The sequence below is a fragment of the Enterococcus sp. DIV0008 genome (assembly GCF_050542615.1).
GTDB classification, from domain to species: domain Bacteria; phylum Bacillota; class Bacilli; order Lactobacillales; family Enterococcaceae; genus Enterococcus_D; species Enterococcus_D innesii.
Window position 1 is genome coordinate 2894873 of record NZ_CP172937.1, and the last position, 21806, is coordinate 2916678.

The window sequence follows — 21806 nt, forward strand, 5'->3', positions numbered from 1 at the left end:
TCAAGGACACTTGTTGCCTCCGCGAAAGGATGCCCTTCAATGATTAATGGATCGCGCCGCCAATCGCTTTTAAATCTTCTTTGTCGGCATAATCAACGATGGCTTCCACTGCTGCAGTTAATCCTTTGGCGATGTCTTCGATGCTCATTGCAGGCTGTCCTGCTTTATCGACGACTTGCTGAGGAATAAACGGCACGTGGATAAAACCACCTTTCATTTCCGGGTATTTTGTATCGATCATGTATTGTACTTGATACATGATGTGGTTGCAGACAAAGGTTCCAGCAGTATTAGAAACGGCTGCAGGTATTCCGGCTTTTTTCATGTTTTCTACCATTGCTTTGATCGGCAGTTGTGTGAAGTAGGCAGGCTTTCCTTCTGTTTGGATCACTTCATCGACGGGTTGATTGCCTTCATTATCAGGAATCCGGGCATCATCCACATTGATTGCCACTCGTTCTGGTGAGATGGCAAACCGTCCGCCCGCTTGACCGATGTTTAAGACGACATCTGGGTGGATCTCTTCAATTTTCTCTTCGACGATCGCCGCTGATTTCCCAAATACAGTGGGGATCTCTGCTTTCACGATCTGTGCACCATGAATTGTATCTGGCAGTAATTTCACTGCTTCTAAGGCAGGATTGATTGCTTCTCCGCCAAATGGATCAAATCCGGTAATTAATAATTTCATTTCCATCATCCTTCCATCTCTGTTTTACCACTAAAATGCCCAAAAGTACATTAAAGCGATGTGAATCACTAACAATATTAAAGCAATTGGGGCTTGTGCTTTAATGACACCATTGGGGTCTTTCATCTCTAACAAGGCCACTGGCAATGCGTTGAAATTGGCTGCCATCGGAGTCAGCAATGTGCCACAAAAACCAGCGGTCATTGCCAACGCACCAGCAACGACGGGGTCGCCACCTTGCGCCATTACGAAAGGTACACCAATGCCGGCGGTAATAACAGTAAATGCCGCAAAGCCATTTCCCATGATCATAGTAAAGATCATCATTCCTAAACAGTAAGCCACGACACCGATAAAACGATTGCCTTCTGGCACGACACCAGAGATTCCTTGAGAAATCACATCACCGACACCAGCAGCGTTAAAAATGACACCTAGTGCTGCTAATAACTGCGGCAAGATACCCGCAGTTCCGACTTGACGAAGCATCCGATCAGAATCGTCCAGCACTGTTTTGGGTTTAGCGGAAGTCAACACGACTGCCAACAAGAGTGCTAAGATCGATGCGATCCCGATCCCAACTTGGCCCCCTAATGGCGTATAAGAAATCACTACAGCGATCAATGCTAAACTGATACATGGCACGAAGATCGTACTACCGATCCGTTTAGCCGATGCTTCTGCTTTTTCATCATCCACGTTCACGATTTTACCAATCTGCACTTGTTTGAAGAAGGTCAAACAGCCCATCAAAACGATCAAAATCCCGTCCACAAGATACGGCAAGAAATTCCCGAAAGCAAAGACGATCCCTAGCAGTAACCAAAAAGCAGAGGTGCCTAATCGGGTAGGATGATCCGCTTCACGAAAAACCCGTACAGCCGTCATGATCGACAGCAATCCGATCAAGATATAAAAGAATTCCAATAATCCGTTAACGATTCCTTCCATCTATTTCTCCTCCTTCTTGCCATATTTTTTTGCTAATTTTCGATCAAAGAGCAAGTTCGACAATGTAGCAATGACTAAGACGATCAATGCGATCGGCAATGAGGCTTGCGCGATTGAACTAGCTGCCACATCATACCCAAGAGATTGCAACGTTCCTACGATCAACAGCACACCAGAAGCAGCCACGAAGGTATTTTGCGCAAAGAAATTCCCGAAATTTTCATTAGCGGCAGCCCGAGCTTTGATTTTTTCCTGATCTTTTTCATCCAGTTCCCCAAATTTATTTTCCCCAGCAGCTTGCGCCATTGGGTTAACGATTGGGCGGATAAATTGCGTATGTCCTTGGATCCGAATAGAGAAAAAGCCAGCAAGTTCCCGAATAAATAAGTACAAACTCAAAAACTTCCCTGGTGTCAAGCCTTTGATTTTTTCAATCAATATGACGGCCTGCTGTTTCAAGCCAAAACGTTCCGACAAGCCGACCATTGGTAGCGTCAGCAAGAACAGTGTCACGAGTCGATTATTGACAAACGCTTCTCCTAACATTGTTAAAAAATCAACAACAGAAATCCCCGACACAAGCGCGGTGACAAAACCAGCAACGATTACGACAGCAATAGTATCTAGCTTCAGCAAAAAGCCGACTAAAATAACTAGAATACCAATTAATTTAATCCATTCCATCAAATCATCCTTTCACGATAAGTTATTTTTAATGAATACCAGCCTTTAGTATAATCTATTTTTTTCTTGTAAAACAATATTTTTTGAATTTTCTTTGCGGGAATACGCTTTCTTTAAGGCGTTTTTTTAATGTTTAGATAATAAAAAACAAAAGAAGAACTGCGCTTGTGCAGTCCTTCTTTTATTTTACGTATTTAAGAAGCAGAGGCTTCTTTTTTCATTTGTTTGCTTCGCAGCTGTCCGCAAGCTGCGTCAATATCTGTCCCATGTTCTTTACGAATCACACAGTTGATGCCGTTTTTCTTTAAAATGTCATAAAAAGCTAACACATCGGCTTTTTTACTTCGAGCATATTGGTCATGTTCACTCACTGGGTTATAAGGAATCAAGTTGACGTAAGACAATTTCTTTTTATCCTTCAATAATGCTGCCAACTGACGGGCATGTTCCGGTCGGTCGTTGACATGATCCAGCATGATATACTCAAACGTGATGCGGCGATTGGTTTTTTCTAAATAATAATCGACCGCTGCCATCAGTTTTTCAATTGGGAAGCTCCGATTGATCCGCATCATAGAGGTTCTGACTTCGTTATTTGGGGCATGCAGCGAAATGGCCAAGTTCACTTGCAAGCCGTTTTCCGCAAACTCTCTGATTTTATGCGCTAAGCCGCTGGTTGACACGGTAATATGCCGCGCGCCGATCGCTAAGCCTTTCGGGTCGTTGATAATCTGTAAGAAATGCATCACATTGTCATAGTTATCAAAAGGTTCGCCGATCCCCATGACGACTACGTGAGAGACTCGTTCTCCCTCGTTGCGTTCATCAAAATAGTGTTGCACTAACATGATTTGAGCCACGATCTCGCCTGCCGTTAAGTCTCGTTGTTTCTTTAATAACCCACTAGCACAAAAGGTACAGCCGATGTTGCAGCCGACTTGGGTCGTCACACAAACGGACATGCCATATTCTTGACGCATCAAGACCGTTTCAATCATGTGATTGTCTGGCAATTGGAATAAATATTTGACGGTCCCGTCACTGGCTTCTTGTACCACCATCTGTTTCAGGGGATTGATCACAAAGGCTGCCGACAGTTTCTCAATCAAAGGCTTCGGTAGATTGGTCATTTCTTCAAAGCTGGTTACTCGTTTTTCATAGAGCCACTCCCACACTTGGTTGGCCCGGAATTTCTTTTCATTTTGTTCAGTTATCCACAAAGATAAATCTGATTTGGTAAGTCCATAAATCGATGGGTTCACTTTTTTCCCTCTTTTCAAACTAGTCGCTACATACTATAACTGAATTCTTTGTGAAAAGCAACCGTGCCTTGTCCCTTCCTCTCAGTCTTTCAGCAGCAATTTTTTGTTGCATTGCTCTTTTTTAAAGGTCTCCTTTATTCCGTTTAACGGTTCATTTATCCATAGAAACACTCTCACAAAGACATGCACAAAAAAAGCAGGAGTCGAACCTACTCCTATGAACAAAATAGAGCGGTTCTTTCCTGCTTATTTCGGCTCTTTCCCCATGGGCGTTGCTTTATTGACAAGATCACCCTTCAAAAGAAAGGACTCGGCCTTCTTTTGCGGTCAACATCCCCCGTTGCGGTGGCTGTAGCTGTAAATAAAGCTGGAGTGACATTTCTAATATTAGTTCTTTGTCTCCTTGTTGAAAAACGCCATAATAATAGGTCTGTTCCCGTTTCTCTTCATATGTATGACTCACAAGGTAATACCCTTGTTCCATGGTTTCGTTGCGCTTTTTGGTTTCTGAAAGAAAACGGCGAATATGTTTATAAGTAAAGAGAATCAATAAAATGACAACTGCTATTAAAAATAAATACCCCATTGCTGTTTTACACCTCGATCGTTGATGTGGCAAAGGTCGGCTCCACACCAATACTGATCATCAAAGCAGCATCGACTTCACACATCACTTTATCGTCTAAATGACAAACCTTTTCTTTCAACCGACTTTTGTCGATCGTGCGGATCTGTTCCATCAAAATGACGGAGTCTTTGCCAATCCCTGTGCAAGAAGCGGAAATCCCAATGTGGGTTGGTAATTTCGGCTTCGCCATTTTTGCCGTGATCGCCGCAATGATCACGGTGGGACTGAAGTGATTGCCCAAGTCATTTTGAATGATCAAGACCGGCCGTATTCCGCCTTGCTCCGATCCAACGACTGGTGAAAGATCGGCAAAATAAATATCTCCCCTTTTTACCATAGGACCACCCTAACTTTTATATTCTCGCGGAACCCTTGCTGAGAGGGTGCACGCTACTTCATAGTGAATCGTTTCTAACTGGTCTGCAACATCCTGCATCGTAATTCGTTTCCCATGATTCTCACCAATCAACGTGACCGTTGTACCGACAGCAAATTCCTTCGGCAAACGAATCATCAGTTGATCCATACACACCCGACCGACGATTTCACAAGGTTCGCCTTCTACTAAGATCGAGAATCCTTGCATTTTTCGTAACCAGCCATCCGCATAACCGATAGGCACGGTGCCGATCCATTCCTGACGGGGCGTGATATATGTCTCACCATAGCCAATCCCCGCTCCTTTTTCAAGTAATTTCACTTGGATCAGTTCAGAAACAAGTGAAAGGGCTGGTTTTAAGGAGAATGGTTCCTTCAATGTATGACCTGACGGATTCAATCCATACATCGCGATCCCAAAACGGACCATATTCCCAACAGCCTCTTTGTGCCACAAGGAGGTCGCACTATTGCCTGTATGTATATATGTCGGCAAATAAGGCAAAACAGTTAAGACTTCTTTAAATCGCTGGTGCTGGGTTTCCCAATAAGTCGTATCAGCTTGATCAGCTGTAGAGAAATGGGTAAAGATTCCTTCCCAATCAAAAGAGGGATGATCTTCCAACCAAAGAACGGCTTGACGCACTTCTTCTGGGGTTAAAAAGCCGATTCTCCCCATGCCGGTATCCACTTTGACATGTACTTTAAGGGATGTCTTTATAGGATTTTCATTTAAATAAGTATCAGCTTCTACCAACCAGTCCATCGAAGCGACTGGAAAAGAAAAATCGTATTCCGCAAGTAAGGGAATGTCATGCACGTTCACAACTCCTAAAATCAGTAGCGGCTCATTGATCCCTGCTTCTCGCAATTCGATCGCTTCATCAATCGTCGCAACGCAAAAACCTACTGCGCCGCCTTCTTTGGCTGCTTGAGCCGTTTGTACCGCTCCGTGCCCGTACCCATTGGCTTTGACTACCGCAAAAAGAAACGTCTCACTTGGTAAGTGAGCAATCTCATTTTTGATGTTTTCGGTAATCGCTGTTGTATCAATAATCGCTTTCGTTGGTCTATGGTAAGCAACCACCATTTCCAGTTCCTTCTTTCTACTAGTGCTTGATCAGACAAACAAATTAAGTTGGTTTTATGTAGTCGTCTGTTCGTCCATAAAGTATCGTAATTTTCTTCACCAAGTGACGACTTCCACTCAGGTTACTCGCTATCCGATACTTCTAAGATAATTTGTGCAAAGGCAGTATCGTTTGTATGAGTGATACTGACAAAAATTTTTTCTAAAGGGTGCGGTGCTTTAGTGACGATCGGTGCACCGAATTCATTGGTCAAGACTTCAATATCGTGAAAAGAAACTTTGCCGATCCCTGTCCCCCAAGCTTTCGAGAACGCTTCTTTGCAGGCATAGCGCCCCCCGAGGAACTCAACTTGACGTTTCAGGGGCAAACGGGCAAATAATTTTGCTTCCTTCTCTGTTAAAATACGCGTTATAAACTGCGGTTTTTTTTCAATTAATTCTTTCATTCGAGGCAGCTCGACTGCATCGATCCCGATTCCTTTGATCATTCTTCTCGCTACCTTTACTTAAGATAGGGGTTTCCAAATTGGAATTGGCCCTTGTTTAGCTAGTTACCATTCTACCAAAAAAATGGCGAATTACCATTCAAATCTGACGAGTTTATACGGAGATTAAGATTTTCAATCACTGGCATTTGTTTTTTATATAAAAAAAGACCTTGCAAGTTTACTTACAAGGTCCACAAACTTAATTAGTCTTGGTTATTTCTGATAACAAAACCGCGTTTTTTGTCGTTGCTGCGGCGGTTGTTTTTACGGGCACCATCTTTTGAATAGTTGCCGCGGGCTTTATTGCCGTTGCCGCCGCCACGGTTCCCACCGTTTTCTTTGCGGTTACGATTGCCGCCATTGCTGTTATTGCTGCGACGACCATTTTTGTTGAATGATTTTTTCCCTTGAGGCAATGGACGCTCTGGTGTGATCTTGACTGGTGCTAAATCAGCAGGATCTTTCGCCATGGTTTTTAGAAGCAATGCTGCTAAATCTTGTGCAGAATAACGTTCTAATAGATCGTCGGCTGCTTGCAAGTATTTATCCAAACCATTTTCATCCAATTTGGTTTCAACAGATTCGATTGCGGCACCTAGTTGACCTTTGAATGCTTCTTTTTCGGTCGGTGGGCGCATTGGTGTCATCCGTTTTTTCGTTAAGTTTTCAATGACGTGCAGATAGCTCATTTCGTTTGGTGTAACGAAAGTCACAGACATTCCGCCTTTTCCAGCACGGCCAGTACGTCCGATCCGGTGAACATAGCTTTCAGGATCTTGAGGAATATCGTAGTTATATACGTGTGTCACGCCAGAGATATCCAATCCACGAGCTGCAACGTCTGTGGCAACTAAGATATCTAGTTGACCACTCTTGAATGAACGCAAAACGCTCATCCGTTTTTGTTGAGAAAGGTCTCCATGAATGCCTTCTGCTTTATAGCCACGGGCTTCTAAGCCGCGCGCCAATTCATCGACACGACGTTTCGTACGACCAAAAACGATGGTCAATTCTGGCGTTTGCACATCCAATAAGCGAGTCATGATATCAAATTTTTCGTAGTCTTTTGAACGAACATAGTATTGATCGATCAAATCAGCGGTCATTTCTTTGGCTTTGATCTGTACATGTTCAGGCTCTTTCATGAATTTCACGCCGATATTTTTGATTGCTGGCGGCATTGTTGCTGAAAATAGCAACGTTTGACGAACATCTGGAACTTGGCTGATGATTTTTTCAATATCTTCCAAGAAGCCCATGTTCAACATTTCATCCGCTTCATCTAATACAAGCGTTTCAACGGTGCCTAATTTCAAGGTGTGGCGGTTGATATGGTCTAACATACGACCTGGTGTACCAACTACGATGTGGGGACGATCTTTTAGTTGACGGATTTGACGGCCGATATCGGCTCCACCGTAAACTGCTTGTACACGAATTTTTTTGTCTTTACCAAGACGGTACAATTCTTCTTGGGTTTGGATCGCTAATTCACGGGTTGGGGCAATCACTAATCCTTGTAGTTGATGGTTCGTTGGGTCAATTTTTTCTAACATTGGCAAACCAAATGCGGCGGTTTTACCAGTACCGGTCTGTGCTTGACCGATCACGTCTTTGCCTGCTAAGGCTAATGGAATCGTTGCTTCTTGGATGGGTGTTGCTTCTTCAAAGCCGGCACGCTCAACAGAAGTCAATAATTCGTTGGATAATTCTAGATCTTTAAATTTCAAATGGATCCTCCTAGGCTGGTCATCTTTTCGATGCCTGTTTTTCTATCATCGAAGCGTAGGTTAGTTCTTCAGAAACACAAGAGTAGTCCCATTTACTCTTATCTTTCTCTTGGTACCGAAAAACCGCTTCACGAAGGCATTATAAAAGGCTAAAACAAGTGTTGTTTGTCTCAGCCATCATTTTATCTCAAAACGTCAATGTTTTTTACAGTAATCATTCTGTGCTTCATCTTTCGGCGTTAGATAAGTATAACACGTTTTGAAAGTTTCAGCAAGATTTCAACTCCCCTTTACATTCCTTTTAGTGCATCAACGACTTCGCTCAAGCCCATGCCATTGCTCCCTTTGATTACCAAGCTGTCGGAAGGTTCTAAAGTTTCCTTTAAGGAGGCGATCAGTTGCGGTTTTTCATCGATCGCAAAATAGCGCACCTTGTCAGCAAGTGGTGACTGAGCTAGTCGTTTGTGCAATGCTTGCATTTCTTTGCCATAAAGAAAAACTAGTTGGAACGAGTCGTCTAAGTGTGCGGCCATCTGCTCGTGCATTTGTGCAGAATCTGGTCCTAATTCAAGCATATCTGCTAATACGGCGATCCGTCGTCCTGCTAATGGCAATTTGCGGAAACTATCCAATACGAGACCCATGGCTGTCGGATTGGCATTGTAAATATCACTCAAAATCGCTGCCCCATTATCGGCAGTCACCCATTGGGTCCGATTTTTCGTTAATTGAAAATGCGCCAAGCCTTCCTTGATGGCTTCATCTGCTACACCAAAATGACGTCCTAACCCAATCGCGATCAAGGCATTTTTGACATTATAGCCGCCTAATACCGGCAGGGTAAAGGTGGTACCTGCAACCGTAAAAATCGTATGGTCTTGCGATTCCTCTACGATGTCTCCTTGCAGGTCTCCCTCAGTTAAGCCAAAAGTTTCAATGGTTTGCGTCAAATTAGGAACAAAGGGCTCTAACAATGGTTCATCTGCCGGCATCATAAAGAAGCCGTCTTTTTTCAATCCTGCGGTGATCTCCATTTTGGCTTTGGCGATCCCTTCTCTGGATCCTAAATTTTCAATGTGGGCTTCCCCAATCAAAGTGATCGCTGCTGCATCAGGTTCTGCTAAGCGCGAAAGGACTTCGATTTCTCCTGCATGATCCATTCCCATTTCTAAAATCAACACTTGGGTATCTTCTGGTGCATGCAAGATAGTCAAAGGCACGCCTAATTCATTGTTGTGGTTGCCTTGGGTTTTATAGGTCTGGTACTTTTGGGCCATGACCGCTTCAACCATATCTTTGGTGGTCGTTTTCCCGTTACTTCCAGTAATACCGATGATTTTCGGTGCAAGCTTTTCTTTATACGCTCGTGCCAATTGTTGAAACGCTTTGACGGTATCCGTGACAGGAATCACAAGGATGTCTTGCGGTGGTTCGATCGTAGGATGGCTCCACAGTGTGGCGATCGCACCATTGTCTTTGGCTTGCTGGGCAAATTCATGTCCATCACGGGTCCCCGCTAAGGGAACAAAAAGACTGTTTTCTTTGATCAGACGGCTGTCGAATTCCACAGAGGCAAGTGGCGTTTCATTTTCAATTTGCTGACCAAATACGGCAGCGGCTTCTTTTACAGTAAAATTCATCAGGTTCGCTCCTTTTTTACAAAAAAAGAAAGCACAAGATCGCTTCAAGTATTTTCCTTGAGTTGAGCTGGCTTTCTTCCTGCTATTTATTCTGCTTCGTTTTCGTTTTCTGCTTCCGTTTCGGTTGCTTCTACGTTGGTCAAGAACGAACGTCTTTGGTTGAAACGATTCATCCCTAATTGGATCAATTCTTCAATCAAATCCCCATAAGGCAAGCCGGTCTTCTCCCATAACAGTGGGTACATGCTAAATTCAGTGAACCCTGGCATCGTGTTCAGCTCATTTAAAAAGAGCTCATTTTTATTGGTCAAAAAGAAATCACAACGGCTCAATCCGCTGCCGCCTAGCATTGTATAGGCTTTTTTCGCAAACTCTTGGGCTTTGGCTTGTGTTTCTTCGGGAATTTGTGCAGGAATCTGCATCTCGATTCGGTTGTCAATGTATTTGGAATTGTAATCATAAAAGGCAACATCTTTCACGATTTCTCCCGGCATGGTGGTCCGCACGTCTTCGTTTCCAAGAACAGCGACTTCGATCTCACGAGCTTCGATTCCTTGTTCAACGATCGCTCGGGTATCGTAGCGATACGCTTCTTGCAACGCATTTTGCAGTTCTTCGCGGTTCTCTGCTTTCGAGATACCGACACTTGAGCCCATGTTGGCTGGTTTGACAAACATCGGATAAAGGAGACTGCCTTCGCATTGATCAAAAATCTTTTTCGGATTTTCTTTCCACGCATTTTTCAAGACTGGTACATACGGAACTTGCGGAATTCCCGCAGCTTGCAAGATGTACTTGGTCATGATTTTGTCCATCCCGCAGGCACTAGTCAAGACACCGGCTCCGACATAAGGCATTCCGATGGTTTCTAAAAACCCTTGGATCGTGCCGTCTTCGCCGTTTGGTCCATGGAGCAATGGAAAGACGATCGCGTCTTCTTCATAGATTTCCCCAGGTGAAATTTCTTCCCCTTTGGTCTCTTCGTTGGTCAATGCCAAAGTATCTGGTGACGTTGGCGCCTCAGACAATAACGGGCCTTTTAACCAGCGTCCTTCTTTGGTGATCATTACTAATTGAACTTGGTAGTAATTATAATATACAGCATTAACAACTGAAAAAGCGGATAACAGTGATACCTCATGCTCTGCACTGCGTCCCCCGTATAATAAAATGATTTTCAAAAGAATTTCCTCCTGTATTCATTGATTCTACCAAACTAAGTCTTCCACATTTTAGCACAAAATCGACCAACCGGCATTAAATCTTGCAGAAATTTCTTTAAGCTTACACAGTCGTTAGTTGAATGTTTTTGATTTTGTCAGTACTATGAATATATCACGGCACGTTTAAAGAGGTGGGACTTATGACAGAACAAACCGCTCCTTCTAGAAAAGGACGATTAAAACAAATCGTTCAAGTCTTTTTGAAATACAAAGTCGTTCAAAATATCAGCAAACAGCAGCACCCCGAAATGGTGCGTCAAGCGTTTGAAGAATTAGGACCAACATTTATCAAGATCGGGCAGATGCTTTCGGTCCGCAATGATCTGCTTTCCAGCACCTTCGTTGATGCCTTCAAGCAGCTACAGGACAATGTCAAAAGTGATCCATTTCCCAAGGTCAAAGCACTGCTGGAAGCAGAACTGCAGCAACCGCTAACGGAAGTTTTTTCCGCTTTTGATGAAATTCCAGTCGCCTCAGCTTCCATCGGACAAGCCCATCGAGCAAACTTGCTCAGCGGCAAAGAAGTGATCGTCAAAGTACAGCATCCGGGGATCATTGCGGCGATCCAAGTGGATCTCGATCTTTTTGAAAAAGCCCTGCCGTTGGTTCGCGCAATTCCAGAAGCCAATGTAGTGGATTTAAAAAGCGTGCTAAGCGAAGTCCGACGATCCCTTGCCAATGAAACGAATTTTTTGCAAGAGATGAAAAATGCACAGGAATTCTACCGCAACAATCACCAAGACCCGCAGTTGGCATTGCCTAAAGTTTATCCCGAATGGTGTACTCAAAAAGTATTAGTCATGGATTACATGGCCGGTGAAAGCTTGAATTGCTTGCTGACCCGCAACAATCAAGACATCGTTTATGACAATCAGTCCGTGAAAGCCGTGAAAAAACAAGTGGGCACGCTATTAGTCGAAAACTTTATGAAGCAAGTCTTTGAAGATGGCTTCTTTCACGCTGATCCGCATCCTGGCAATCTTTTTTTACATGTCTTCACAGATCAAGCCAATCGACCAAAACCATTTCAGGTCAAGCAGCGCGTCGGTGTCCTTGGTGGTGTCGATTATTCGTTGAAATGGCAAGAAGAAGCGGTCATGCCGCCTTACCAAGTGATTTTCTTGGACTTTGGGATGATGGGGCATTTGGATCAGTCTTTACGCAGCCGTTTAGCCGATGCGTTGATTGCTCTTTATACCCAAGACACCCAAGAAGTCGGTAAAGCTGTCTTGCGGTTGTGCAACAGCAGCGGCAGTTCCTTTGACGAAGTCGCCTTCTACCAAGACCTACAAAAATTTGTTGAAAATTACTATAATATGCCGCTAAAGGATATCGACTTGCAAAAAGTGATGGCGGAAGTCATCACAATCTGCCATGATAACCAACTGCAGATGCATCGAGACATCACCTTGCTGATCAAGGCTTTTGGCACCTTGGAAGGTGTAATCAAAGCTTTAGACCCCGAATTGTCAATGATGGAAGTCACTCAGCCCTTTGCACAAAAATATTTCCTACAGCAGCTGAGTATTGAAGATGAGGTGAAAAAAAGCGCCTTGGCAACCGCAAAAAGCTTGCGGGCACTTAGCCATCTTCCTGATCGGACCTTGGCTGTCTTAGACACGTTTGCGACTGGTAAACACCGGTTGAATCTAGAAATCCGCGAACAAAAACAGCTATTGGACCGCTTTGATCAGATGGTCAATCGACTGGTGATCGGTATTATTCTAGCTGCGGTCATCCTTGGTTCTTCTTTATTGGTGGTGGCCAGTCCGCAACAAGGAGCTTTCGTCCATCAGATGGGGATCTTCGGATATACCTTGGCATTTTTCGCGATTGTGGCTTTAGTTGGTAAATACTTCTATGATCGTTTTCGTAAGAAATAAATAAGCACCTTCAATTCCCGTGTTTCATGCAGAAGCTGGGTCTTGAGGGTGCTTATTTTGCAAGGGTCTGTCGCAATTCGTTTTCAAAGATTCGTTTGAAGGCTTCCCGATCCTCTTTCGTAAAAGGCTTCGGTCCTTTTGTGCGCTTGCCTGCTTTACGCATCTGCGCACCTAAGTAGCGTTGTCCGAGTAAAAAATCGATCGTTTCTGGCAAATACTCTGTGCCATTATGGTGAAAAACCCGCGCTTTTTTCGGCAAGACCAACGAGGCTAAGCCATAATCTTGAGTGACGAGAAAATCGCCGGGTTCTATTTCCTTCACGATTTCATAATCCGCGCGATCCGAGCCTTTATCGACATAGACAAAGTGAACGTGGGCAGGATAATCTTTGGTCGTATAATGATCGACACTGGTCACGATCACTACCGGCAGCTGATACTGCTGAGCCAGTTCAATCACTTCATTTTTCACTGGCGAACCGTCGCCGTCAATAAAAAGCCGCATCTGCTTGCTCCTCTCACAAATTTCTTCGTTTACAATTACTTCTATTGTAAGAGGAGCACCTAGAAGATGCAAGCAGACTTTGCGGTATTTTCATTTCAGTCTTGCTCAATGAGGGAACTAGAATGACGATCTTTCTTTCACTAACGAGCAGTTAAGCTCACCTATCAACTTTAGAAAAGGCTCGTTCCTTCAGCTCATAAACGACATCGCAAGCCTTTGCTACTTCTTGTTCATGGGTCACTAAGATAATACATTTTTTTTGCTCATGGGCAATTTCTTGAAACAGTTTAACGATTTCTTTGGAGGTCGTTTCATCCAAGTTTCCAGTCGGTTCATCGGCTACGATCAGCTCATGCTCACAGCACAACGCGCGAACGATAGCGACCCGCTGCTGTTGCCCACCCGATAATTGGGTCACTTTTTTCAGTGCCAGCTCTTCTGTGATGCCAACTTTGGCTAAGTTGGCTAAAGCATAGGCCTTTTTATCGGCTTGCTGTGACTTGGCGATCGCCATGGCTGTGATCACATTGTCCAGTGCCGACATATAAGGCAGTAGATTATAGGCTTGGAACACGATGGAAACATCTTTGCGACGATATTCCCGCAATCCGATTTTCGCTAACGTTTCTTCGTTGTAAAGGATCTTTCCTTCTTTCGGGGTATCTAGGCCCGTGATCAGCGACAAGAAGGTTGTTTTCCCCGATCCGCTGGAACCTAAGATCGCATACATCTTGCCAGGTTCAAAGGTCAAATCAACGCCACGAAACAGCGCTTCTGCTTCGCTTTGATACCAATAGCCTAATTGTTCTGTTCGTAATGTCATGTCGTTCCTCCTAAGAAACCAAGATTTTTTTCGGATTCAACCGCAAAATGCCCGCGGAAGAGAGTAAGATCGAGCCAAAACTGATCCCTAGACCGAGTAATGCCAATAGACCAATTTGTTGAGGGGAAACGGTGATTTCTAAGGACTCCACTTCTGCTGATTGGGTGAAGGATGGGAAAGAACCACCACGATTGCCGCCCATTTGCGGCATCTCCCCGCCTCCAGGACCAGCGTTTTCAGTGGCTGCTTGGTCAGTCGTCGTCTCCGTTTGTTGCGCCAATAATTGCTCTCCGACAGCATTACCGACAAGATTGCCGCTAGCGGCCGCAATCCCTAAAGCAAACACCATACAGACAAAAATCTCTGTGAAAAATTGTAGAATCACTTTGGCCCGTGACTCACCTAAAGAGAGCAATACGCCAATCTCATAGCGACGTTCCCGAATCGACATCATCACGATCAACGTCAAAATAATAATACCGGCAGCAGCAACTAAGACAATAATATTTTTGGCAAAGCTAGCGACATTATTCAACGGTGTCAGCATCGATTGATACATTTGATCGTTGGTTTGGATGCTGTAGGTTTCTGTATCGATCAACCCTTCTGCTTCTTCCACGAATGCTGTCATTTCAGACGGATCACTCAAGGTATAGGTGGCCGAATCAATGGTGTCCTCATTGCCGCTCAACGTATTGGCAAGGGTATACGAAGCAAAGATCGTGTTGGCTGGGTTGAGAAAGTTAAACATTTGGCTCATGCTGTTGCCAACTTCACTCGTTTCATAGATCCCTTTGATGGTCACTTCTACTTCATTGTCCTCTGCATCAGTGATCGAAAACGTATCTCCGACCGCCAAATCATTCGCTTCAGCTAGTGAGGATTCGATCAGGACTTGGTTCGTACCTTCATCCTCAGAAGTAATGCCTTCTCCATCCGTGATCGTCGCTGTTCCTTCCGAAAAAGTCGTATACGCCGCACTGGTTGATACGCCAGTGATTTGGAAATCACCCGTACTCATATTCCCACCAGGCATACCTCCTGGCATACCGCCCATTTGCCCCGATTCGCTGCTATCGGTTGTTCCTGACTCTGTCGAGGAGTCACTGCTAGAGATCGGTTCGATCCCGCTGACGGCATCAGCCGAGGTACTGACTTCAAAACTATATGAAGCAACCCCGTCTAAATCAGCGATCGCTTGGGCATCAGTGATCGCTACGGGCGTCGATTGAAAACTCCCTGGATCTGGTCGGGTGCTTTGGTCATCGCTGTCAGAAGAAGAACTTCTTTGCTGAAAAGCCTGCTCGCGGTTTGCTTGCAACGTCACAGTTGCGCCAACACTTTTCTGAGCATTTTCAGTCGCTACCAATGCCGCACTGCGAATCGTCAAACCCGCTAATACAAAAATCAAGATTGCAGAAAATACGGCGATCAGCAACAGGCTCCGGCCTTTTTTCGCCCATAAACTTTGAAGACCTCGTTTCAAAAAATTCATCTTTGTTCCTCCTGAATAGCTATTTATTGTCTTTCGACTATAAGGATCCTAGCTTAAATTGAACTTAAACCATCTCCTGATTTTTTGAATCGTAGAAACAGACCGCAGCTGCTTCCTGCGATCTGTTGATTTTTTGGATAAACATTTGGTGATGATTGGCGAAACTTCAACTAACGACCAAAACCACCGCCCATCTGATTGGTTGTCGCCGTTGCACCTGATTGGGTCAAGTTAGCGATCGTATCCGTGACGGACAATGTTCCTAATTCTGTCCCATCACTAAGGGTTCCGCCAGCATAATAACCGGAGACTGCTTGTGCATCATTTGTTCCCCCACTGACCAATGTATAGCTGCTATCGGTCAAATCTGGGCTAGAAAGAACCACGTGTTGGTAGCTTTTGCTTGGTGCATAAGACAAGATCGTCTGTCCTTGACTATCCTTTAAGGTCACTAGGGTCTCTGCTGATTGGGTTTGATCGAAACTGATTCCGATCGACTGTTGACTACCACCGCTAACGTTCATGGCCATATCGGTCGTGCCTGCCGCTAACAAGACGCCGCCGGTGAGTTCAAATGTGCCGTTATAGTCCAAAGCACCATTACCTCCGGTCGTTGGACCATTTACGATGACGACGCCATCACTCATGGTGACATTGCCATTACTATCTAGGCCGTCCCCTTCGGCATCAATGACCAACGTTCCACCAGTGATCGTGATCTGTTTACTGTCATCCGCGGTATCGCCACCGCCAGGGCCGCCACCAAAACTGTCTTGACCAAATTGTCCCGTTGTTTCATCCGTATCACTGCCACCACCGGCATTGATCCCGTCATCGCTAGCCACGACGTGTGTCGTGCCACCAGCAATCGTGATTACACTTGCTTCTAGTCCTTCATAGGATTCTTCGATAGAAATCGTTCCGTCGGAGATCGTCAATTCATTGTCGGCGTGAATCCCATCATCGCCACTGCTGGCAGTGATCGTGCCACCTGCAATGTTGATCGTATCATTGGCATGCAGGCTATCATCCGCACTATCGATCGCAAAGGTACCACTGCTGATGGTCATCACACCGCCAGCTTTCAATCCTTTGTAACTTTCATCCGTCACTAGCGATTGACTTTGTGCCCCGTCAGCCGTTTTGATCGTAATATCAGCTGATTGTACGCTTAAATTTGTTTCTGCTTGGATCCCGTCACGACCACTTTGGATCGTAAAGGTACCACCATCGATCGCAACGTAGCCTTTTTCCGCATCTTCCGTATTATTCGCTTGGATGCCATCTCCTTCAGTGGTGTTCAGTGTGTAGTTCCCCGCCAAGATCGATACGGAATCTTTTCCTTTGATGGCGTTGTTTTTCGCTGTGATTTCAATCGTACCACCTGCTAAAACCAAATCATCTTTGCTGCGCAGTCCGTTGCTGTAATTTCCTGTGATCACCAGCGTCCCATCGCCGTTGATGGACAAATCTTCTTTACTATAAAAGGCAGCATCTGGTTCTGTCTCGCCTTCAGCCAAGGTGTAGCTGCTGCCATCCGTCAGAGTATTCGTCGTATCACTGGCTAAGGTCGTGATGACTTTTTCTGCTTGTTCGATGACGACGGCCGCCCCGTCTTCATTGGTGATCGTGACACCGGCAAAGATCAGATGGACTTTTTCTTCTTTGTTGACGTTGACAACCAGTTGCCCATTACTTAACGACCCGCTGACGACATAGGTGCCGGCTTGGGTGATCGTCACGGTTTGGTCTTCCACTGAAACGCCATCAACAGCCGTCGTGTCGCTGCCATTCAATTCAAGTTGCGTAGCAGTTGACTCATCGTAGGAAGCATCAACATCTTCTTCTTCGTAACTACCGTAATAGTCCACAGAATCATCAAGGGTCGTTGAAACGTTGGTCACTGCGGCCGAACCGGAAACAGCTGCTGCGGAACTGGAACTGCTGCTCGTGCTAGTACTATCGGTTTGCCCGCAAGCGCCTAAGAGCAGCGATGAGAGCAAGAGTGGATAAATGAGTTTTTTCATAAAAGGTTCCTCCTTCTACAGCTCATCGCGGTTAGCGGTGAGCTTGCCTAAAACAACAGGTAAATTGCCATTACGAACCCGAACTTCATCAATGATTTGCTTTTCTTGCGCTTGGTCTTTTAACAGCAACTGATAGCGCAATTCATACAAGCTTCCCATCGTCGTCGTTCGAACCGATGTCAGTTTGGCAGAATGCGTATATTTTTCAAAGAGATCATCGAATAATTGCGGATAATCCAAATCTTCCGGAATCGTGACCTTCAGTTCCCGTTCACTCGTAGCTTGTCGATCGCCAAAGGGTACCGTATATAAAAGGGTCAAGAAAAGCGCCACGATAATGGAAAAAATGACCACATAGCCGACATACCCCATCCCAGTTGCCAGACCGATCCCCATCGACCAAAAGACGCTGGTGATCTCTCTAGAACCCCCGGGAACCGAGCGGAAACGAATCAAACTGAAAGCGCCTAAGATCGCCACCCCTGTGCCAAGATTGCCGTTGACTAGCATGATCACCGATTGAACGAGAATCGGTAAGACTGCCAAGGTAATGACGAAGTTTTTCGTATAGACATTGCGGATCATATGGATCGCTGCCACTAATAACCCTAAAAGCAATGAGGCGGCGATACAGATCAATAAGCTACTCCATTCAAGGGTGCTCGTATCGCCAGAAAATAGACTAGATAACATGTAACCGTTCCTCCTTCTTGAATAAATGCCGTTGATAGGTTTGGGCATACTTTGAAAAGCTGCCTTTGCGCACACTGTATTTGTTCAGTAGTTCCACAAACCATATTGGATAAGAGCCGAGGGCTTTGACTTCCATCAACACTCCGACTTTCGGTGCGACTAGCGCACCGTCACTGCCAGAACCTAACATGAGATCACAGGTGCGAAAGCGAATGTTTTGATCGAACGTCACGCGAAATTCACTATCATCATCAACAAACAGCGACAGGCGATCATAGGCAATCAAGACTTTCGGCAGTAGGTCCGGGTTTTTCTTAAATAACCAGTGGATCTCCGCGGCGATTTGCGGGGCTTCCTCCATTGACGGCAAGACCCCCGTTTGCATCCAACGGCAATAGTCAGCATAGGGCATCGGAACGCGGCGTTTGTAGACCACGCCACTGACTTTCTTTTTGATCTCTAAAAAAATCAACTGTTGTTCTGTCGGTACCCCATAGCTACGGACCCGAAATTTTTCTTTGTATTTCGGTTTGTCCATCGAATGACGAATAAAGCGGTAATCCTGGGTATCGTAATACAAGGACATAATCGTGTGTTGCCCATATTCATCGATCGCCATTTTTTGCTGCAACTCGCCAAGAAATGCTGGAAATTGCTCCTTAGTTAATAGATATTTCGTCTCTTTTCTTTGAAAGACTTTTTTTAATTTCATAAAATGTTCCTCCCTTGAAATCCATGCACTGAATTTACGGCAGCTATCTTAAATGCAGCTTAAGACAAAACAGTTTTTTTAAGCATTTTTTATGCTATTCGTGCTATTCTTATCCTTAAAGAGGTGGGAACATGATTAAATTATTAGTAATCGAAGATGACAAAACATTATCTGAAAATATGAAAGAAATCATCAGCGAAATCGGTGAAGTCACGCAAGCATATGATGGCAGCGAAGGCTTGTACGAGGCAGAAACGGGGATCTATGACTTGATTATTCTTGACTTGATGATGCCTGAGATGAACGGCTATGAGGTGCTTTCAGCATTGCGAAAAAAAGGACTCCAAACACCCGTCCTGATTTTGACCGCTAAAGACGGCTTAGAAGACAAAGTAACCGGCTTTCAAAAAGGGGCTGATGATTATTTGACTAAGCCTTTTTATCGGGAAGAGTTATTGATGCGGATCAAAGCGTTACTAAAACGCTCCTTAGGTTTGTTCAATGAAAATACACTGGAATATAATGGATTGCTCTGTAACCTTGGCACCAACGAGGTCAGCTACCAAGGAGAGCTTTTACCGATTCAAGGGAAAGAATTTGAGCTACTGCTTTATTTTCTACAAAATAGAAACATTATTTTGACCAAGGAACAGATTTTTGATCGCATCTGGGGATTTGATTCAGAAACGACCCTAACTGTCGTCGAAGTCTACATGAGCAATCTGCGAAAACACTTGCGCCAGACAGGAATCGACAAAGAGATCCGCACGTTGCGAAATGTCGGCTATATCATGCAAGGAGCCTAGTCTATGAACAAAGAACGCACTAAGAGACAACGACTGCACTCTTTTCTCCTAAATGTCAGTGCCTTTGCCTTGGTTTTCTTACTTTTAGGAACCATCGTCCTCCAATTATTCAACCAATCGGCTTATCGACAAACCGACATTTCTTTGGAACAAGCAGTCAAAGATACCCGCTTGATCCAAGCAGAGATCAGCGCTTCGCAATCCAATCTAGAGGTATTGCCGCCGGATAGTGCCATGCCAAAGATCCCTGGGACCAATCGCTTCAATACCCAGTTGATCCTCTGGTCTGAGGACGGCGAGATTTTAAACAAACAGACCTTAGGCGGACGTTTTTCACAATTGGCAAGTCTATCTTTAGATACGAGCCACTTAGACAGTATCACGTCTTTTTCAGTGGTGGATCAGTCCTTGTCAGAGGAAGAAGAAACCCTTTTGTTTCGCTCAATCACCACTAAAGCCCCAACCAATGACGCCGGGGTCGGCTATATCCAAGTCTTAGCGAACACCAATCAAATCAAAAATGCCATGAACAATTTCCAAACCATCTTGATTTTATCGATGATTTTTTTCTGGATTCTCTCGATCGGGATCAGCTACTTGCTTTCCAGCTTGAACATGCGCCCGATTTTAGCCTCGTGGAAGAAACAACAAGAATTTGTCGAAAATGCTTCTCACGAGCTGCGCACACCATTGACGATCATTCAAAACAGTCTGGAGCGCCTGTTTACCAAGCCCAATCATACGATCATTGAAGAATCTGAAAGCATTGCCCAAGCGTTAGCGGAAACCCGGCGGCTGACTGGTTTAACGGCGGACCTGCTGACGATCGCCCGCAGTGATTCCAATCAACTGCTGTTAACGAAAGAAACCGTCGAATTAGCTCCGTTTATCGATGACTTAGTCAAACCTTTCAAAGAAATTGCCGAATTGGATCAAAAACATTTTATTGTCGAAAATTTTGCCAAAACGACCGCTTGCTTTGACCAAAAGAAAATTCATCAAGTCCTCGTGATTCTCCTAGATAATGCCTTAAAATATACCAGCAGCGGTGATAAAATTACGCTCTTATCGGAGATTTCTAACAAGCAATGGCTGCTCGAGGTCAAAAATACTGGCCCAACTATTTCCGATGAAGAGAAAGCTCGCATCTTTGACCGCTTCTACCGCGAGGATCGTTCCCGCTCCAAGGAGACCGGCGGCTATGGTTTAGGCTTAGCGATCGCCAAGCAAATCGTCGAAGAGCACAAAGGACAAATCCAGGTCAAAGATTTGCAGCCACGAGGGGTTATTTTTCAGATTCGCTTACCTAAAGAAGGATAAAGGAGAAAAACAAATGCAGGTCATCACCCTTAAAGAACACCCTGAATACTTGGCAGAAGCCATTCGTTACTTCCAAAATCAGTGGGCTAGCCCCGACTCCCTCATGGTTTATGAAGACAGCCTGACCCATAGTTTTTCAACAAGCAGTTTGCCGCAATGGCTGCTACTGGTCAACGAAGAAATCGCAGCAGACGGACGTTATCAAATCATCGGCTGCGGCGGCTTGATCCCCAACGACTTCATCAGTCGGATGGATTTGACCCCTTGGCTTTGCGCCTTGTATGTGGACCCTTTGTGGCGTGGCCAAGGCGGTGCCCGCCTTTTGATCGAAAAAGCCAAGCAACGTGCTGCTGGAGCTGGTTTTGATTCTCTGTATCTATGTACGGATCTTTCTACTTTTTATGAGCAGTTTGCTTTTGAACCGATTGGCACTGGTTACCATCCTTGGGGAGAATCTTCCACCATTTATCGCTGTTCCCTCACTTAAATAAACAAAAAAAGCTGTGAACAAAAATGTTCACAGCTTTCTTCACTCACAGTACTATTGCTAGTAGAATACCCTATCTCCACAAAAGGAATATTCCGACACCCTACAAATCCGGTAGGTTGCTTACGCGGTGTGCCTCTGCTATCAATCTGGTCAGCTAATGCTAGACCTTCTCGACTCGTCGCATGAGGATTACTTTACCATAAAAATAGTCGGAATACTACTGTTTTTTTATAAAATCAAAAACTGCTGATACGCATTTCTCAAGAAAGAGTGCCTATCAGCAGTTT

At 44.7% G+C, this 21806-nt stretch carries 21 protein-coding genes; 4 read left to right on the forward strand and 17 right to left on the reverse strand.

The genetic code is table 11. The features are described 5' to 3' along the window. Positions 1 to 43 precede the first annotated feature (43 nt). The 11 genes from pcp to IGI84_RS13580 all read right to left on the reverse strand — a co-directional run bounded on the left by pcp (position 44) and on the right by IGI84_RS13580 (position 10723). Entirely contained in the window at positions 44 to 691 is a 648-nt protein-coding gene (gene pcp, locus IGI84_RS13530) for a pyroglutamyl-peptidase I (protein ID WP_081117776.1), read from the reverse strand. Positions 692 to 721: 30 nt separating this feature from the next. Beyond that, entirely contained in the window at positions 722 to 1642 is a 921-nt protein-coding gene (locus IGI84_RS13535; RefSeq protein WP_430600453.1) for a DUF979 domain-containing protein, read from the reverse strand. Beyond that, positions 1643 to 2326 (reverse strand): DUF969 domain-containing protein, encoded by a 684-nt coding sequence (locus IGI84_RS13540; protein WP_005233676.1) that lies wholly within the window; start codon positions 2324 to 2326, stop codon positions 1643 to 1645. Between the two features lie 194 nt (positions 2327 to 2520). Next, entirely contained in the window at positions 2521 to 3588 is a 1068-nt protein-coding gene (gene rlmN / locus IGI84_RS13545; protein ID WP_015510422.1) for a 23S rRNA (adenine(2503)-C(2))-methyltransferase RlmN, read from the reverse strand. Between the two features lie 289 nt (positions 3589 to 3877). Next, the gene (locus IGI84_RS13550; RefSeq protein ID WP_077452272.1) at positions 3878 to 4174 is read right to left on the reverse strand and encodes a hypothetical protein; all 297 of its coding nucleotides are present in this window, start codon (positions 4172 to 4174) and stop codon (positions 3878 to 3880) included. A 7-nt stretch (positions 4175 to 4181) separates the two neighbouring features. Next, positions 4182 to 4553: a type II toxin-antitoxin system PemK/MazF family toxin gene (locus tag IGI84_RS13555; protein WP_005227961.1), complete on the reverse strand. Its 372-nt coding sequence runs from the start codon at positions 4551 to 4553 to the stop codon at positions 4182 to 4184. Between the two features lie 9 nt (positions 4554 to 4562). Then, on the reverse strand, positions 4563 to 5684 hold the full coding sequence (gene alr, locus IGI84_RS13560; RefSeq protein WP_194195226.1) for an alanine racemase: 1122 nt from the start codon (positions 5682 to 5684) through the stop codon (positions 4563 to 4565). A gap of 122 nt (positions 5685 to 5806) precedes the next feature. Beyond that, the gene (gene acpS, locus IGI84_RS13565) at positions 5807 to 6172 is read right to left on the reverse strand and encodes a holo-ACP synthase (protein ID WP_077452274.1); all 366 of its coding nucleotides are present in this window, start codon (positions 6170 to 6172) and stop codon (positions 5807 to 5809) included. A gap of 203 nt (positions 6173 to 6375) precedes the next feature. Further along, positions 6376 to 7902 carry a degradosome RNA helicase CshA gene (cshA, locus tag IGI84_RS13570; RefSeq protein ID WP_077452275.1) on the reverse strand — a complete coding sequence of 509 codons (1527 nt, stop codon included), beginning with the start codon at positions 7900 to 7902 and terminating at the stop codon, positions 6376 to 6378. Between the two features lie 290 nt (positions 7903 to 8192). Then, positions 8193 to 9542 (reverse strand): UDP-N-acetylmuramoyl-tripeptide--D-alanyl-D-alanine ligase, encoded by a 1350-nt coding sequence (locus IGI84_RS13575; RefSeq protein ID WP_194195227.1) that lies wholly within the window; start codon positions 9540 to 9542, stop codon positions 8193 to 8195. 86 nt (positions 9543 to 9628) lie between these two features. Further along, on the reverse strand, positions 9629 to 10723 hold the full coding sequence (locus IGI84_RS13580) for a D-alanine--D-alanine ligase (protein WP_140965372.1): 1095 nt from the start codon (positions 10721 to 10723) through the stop codon (positions 9629 to 9631). 182 nt (positions 10724 to 10905) lie between these two features. On the opposite strand from IGI84_RS13580, the gene IGI84_RS13585 reads away from it, so the two are divergent. Continuing rightward, positions 10906 to 12648, forward strand: coding sequence for an ABC1 kinase family protein (locus IGI84_RS13585; protein ID WP_142425211.1), 1743 nt, complete (start codon positions 10906 to 10908; stop codon positions 12646 to 12648). A gap of 52 nt (positions 12649 to 12700) precedes the next feature. Here IGI84_RS13585 and IGI84_RS13590 read toward each other — a convergent pair whose 3' ends face one another. From IGI84_RS13590 to IGI84_RS13615, 6 genes are all read right to left on the reverse strand, one after another. Beyond that, on the reverse strand, positions 12701 to 13153 hold the full coding sequence (locus IGI84_RS13590) for a YaiI/YqxD family protein (RefSeq protein WP_015510428.1): 453 nt from the start codon (positions 13151 to 13153) through the stop codon (positions 12701 to 12703). Positions 13154 to 13310: 157 nt separating this feature from the next. Beyond that, positions 13311 to 13976 carry an ABC transporter ATP-binding protein gene (locus IGI84_RS13595; protein WP_081117782.1) on the reverse strand — a complete coding sequence of 222 codons (666 nt, stop codon included), beginning with the start codon at positions 13974 to 13976 and terminating at the stop codon, positions 13311 to 13313. A gap of 10 nt (positions 13977 to 13986) precedes the next feature. Then, on the reverse strand, positions 13987 to 15471 hold the full coding sequence (locus tag IGI84_RS13600) for an ABC transporter permease (protein WP_220426491.1): 1485 nt from the start codon (positions 15469 to 15471) through the stop codon (positions 13987 to 13989). Positions 15472 to 15641: 170 nt separating this feature from the next. Then, positions 15642 to 17498 carry a carbohydrate-binding domain-containing protein gene (locus tag IGI84_RS13605; RefSeq protein WP_220426492.1) on the reverse strand — a complete coding sequence of 619 codons (1857 nt, stop codon included), beginning with the start codon at positions 17496 to 17498 and terminating at the stop codon, positions 15642 to 15644. A 15-nt stretch (positions 17499 to 17513) separates the two neighbouring features. Then, complete coding sequence (locus IGI84_RS13610) at positions 17514 to 18191, reverse strand: DUF4956 domain-containing protein (protein ID WP_077452281.1); 678 nt, start codon at positions 18189 to 18191, stop codon at positions 17514 to 17516. Continuing rightward, complete coding sequence (locus IGI84_RS13615; protein WP_430600454.1) at positions 18181 to 18903, reverse strand: polyphosphate polymerase domain-containing protein; 723 nt, start codon at positions 18901 to 18903, stop codon at positions 18181 to 18183. The genes IGI84_RS13610 and IGI84_RS13615 overlap by 11 nt, the downstream gene beginning before the upstream one ends. Before the next feature lie 131 nt (positions 18904 to 19034). Here IGI84_RS13615 and IGI84_RS13620 point away from each other — a divergent pair, with 131 nt between their 5' ends. Genes IGI84_RS13620 through IGI84_RS13630 form a run of 3 tightly spaced genes read left to right on the forward strand, consistent with a single transcriptional unit; the run spans position 19035 to position 21516 of the window. Continuing rightward, positions 19035 to 19709 carry a response regulator transcription factor gene (locus IGI84_RS13620; RefSeq protein ID WP_077452283.1) on the forward strand — a complete coding sequence of 225 codons (675 nt, stop codon included), beginning with the start codon at positions 19035 to 19037 and terminating at the stop codon, positions 19707 to 19709. 3 nt (positions 19710 to 19712) lie between these two features. Further along, positions 19713 to 21029, forward strand: coding sequence for a sensor histidine kinase (locus tag IGI84_RS13625; RefSeq protein ID WP_140965377.1), 1317 nt, complete (start codon positions 19713 to 19715; stop codon positions 21027 to 21029). A gap of 13 nt (positions 21030 to 21042) precedes the next feature. Continuing rightward, the gene (locus IGI84_RS13630) at positions 21043 to 21516 is read left to right on the forward strand and encodes a GNAT family N-acetyltransferase (RefSeq protein ID WP_220426493.1); all 474 of its coding nucleotides are present in this window, start codon (positions 21043 to 21045) and stop codon (positions 21514 to 21516) included. Positions 21517 to 21806 lie beyond the last annotated feature (290 nt).

Bases quoted from the DNA above. Each gene is read 5' to 3' on its own strand.
- IGI84_RS13600 (WP_220426491.1), bottom strand. From the start codon at position 15,471: ATGAATTTTTTGAAACGAGGTCTTCAAAGTTTATGGGCGAAAAAAGGC.
- IGI84_RS13615 (WP_430600454.1), bottom strand. From the start codon at position 18,903: ATGAAATTAAAAAAAGTCTTTCAAAGAAAAGAGACGAAATATCTATTA.
- IGI84_RS13590 (WP_015510428.1), bottom strand. From the start codon at position 13,153: ATGCGGCTTTTTATTGACGGCGACGGTTCGCCAGTGAAAAATGAAGTG.
- IGI84_RS13540 (WP_005233676.1), bottom strand. From the start codon at position 2,326: ATGGAATGGATTAAATTAATTGGTATTCTAGTTATTTTAGTCGGCTTT.
- IGI84_RS13620 (WP_077452283.1), top strand. From the start codon at position 19,035: ATGATTAAATTATTAGTAATCGAAGATGACAAAACATTATCTGAAAAT.
- IGI84_RS13555 (WP_005227961.1), bottom strand. From the start codon at position 4,553: ATGGTAAAAAGGGGAGATATTTATTTTGCCGATCTTTCACCAGTCGTT.
- IGI84_RS13610 (WP_077452281.1), bottom strand. From the start codon at position 18,191: ATGTTATCTAGTCTATTTTCTGGCGATACGAGCACCCTTGAATGGAGT.
- IGI84_RS13575 (WP_194195227.1), bottom strand. From the start codon at position 9,542: ATGAATTTTACTGTAAAAGAAGCCGCTGCCGTATTTGGTCAGCAAATT.
- IGI84_RS13585 (WP_142425211.1), top strand. From the start codon at position 10,906: ATGACAGAACAAACCGCTCCTTCTAGAAAAGGACGATTAAAACAAATC.
- IGI84_RS13625 (WP_140965377.1), top strand. From the start codon at position 19,713: ATGAACAAAGAACGCACTAAGAGACAACGACTGCACTCTTTTCTCCTA.
- IGI84_RS13630 (WP_220426493.1), top strand. From the start codon at position 21,043: ATGCAGGTCATCACCCTTAAAGAACACCCTGAATACTTGGCAGAAGCC.
- alr (WP_194195226.1), bottom strand. From the start codon at position 5,684: ATGGTGGTTGCTTACCATAGACCAACGAAAGCGATTATTGATACAACA.
- pcp (WP_081117776.1), bottom strand. From the start codon at position 691: ATGAAATTATTAATTACCGGATTTGATCCATTTGGCGGAGAAGCAATC.
- acpS (WP_077452274.1), bottom strand. From the start codon at position 6,172: ATGATCAAAGGAATCGGGATCGATGCAGTCGAGCTGCCTCGAATGAAA.
- IGI84_RS13535 (WP_430600453.1), bottom strand. From the start codon at position 1,642: ATGGAAGGAATCGTTAACGGATTATTGGAATTCTTTTATATCTTGATC.
- IGI84_RS13550 (WP_077452272.1), bottom strand. From the start codon at position 4,174: ATGGGGTATTTATTTTTAATAGCAGTTGTCATTTTATTGATTCTCTTT.
- IGI84_RS13605 (WP_220426492.1), bottom strand. From the start codon at position 17,498: ATGAAAAAACTCATTTATCCACTCTTGCTCTCATCGCTGCTCTTAGGC.
- IGI84_RS13595 (WP_081117782.1), bottom strand. From the start codon at position 13,976: ATGACATTACGAACAGAACAATTAGGCTATTGGTATCAAAGCGAAGCA.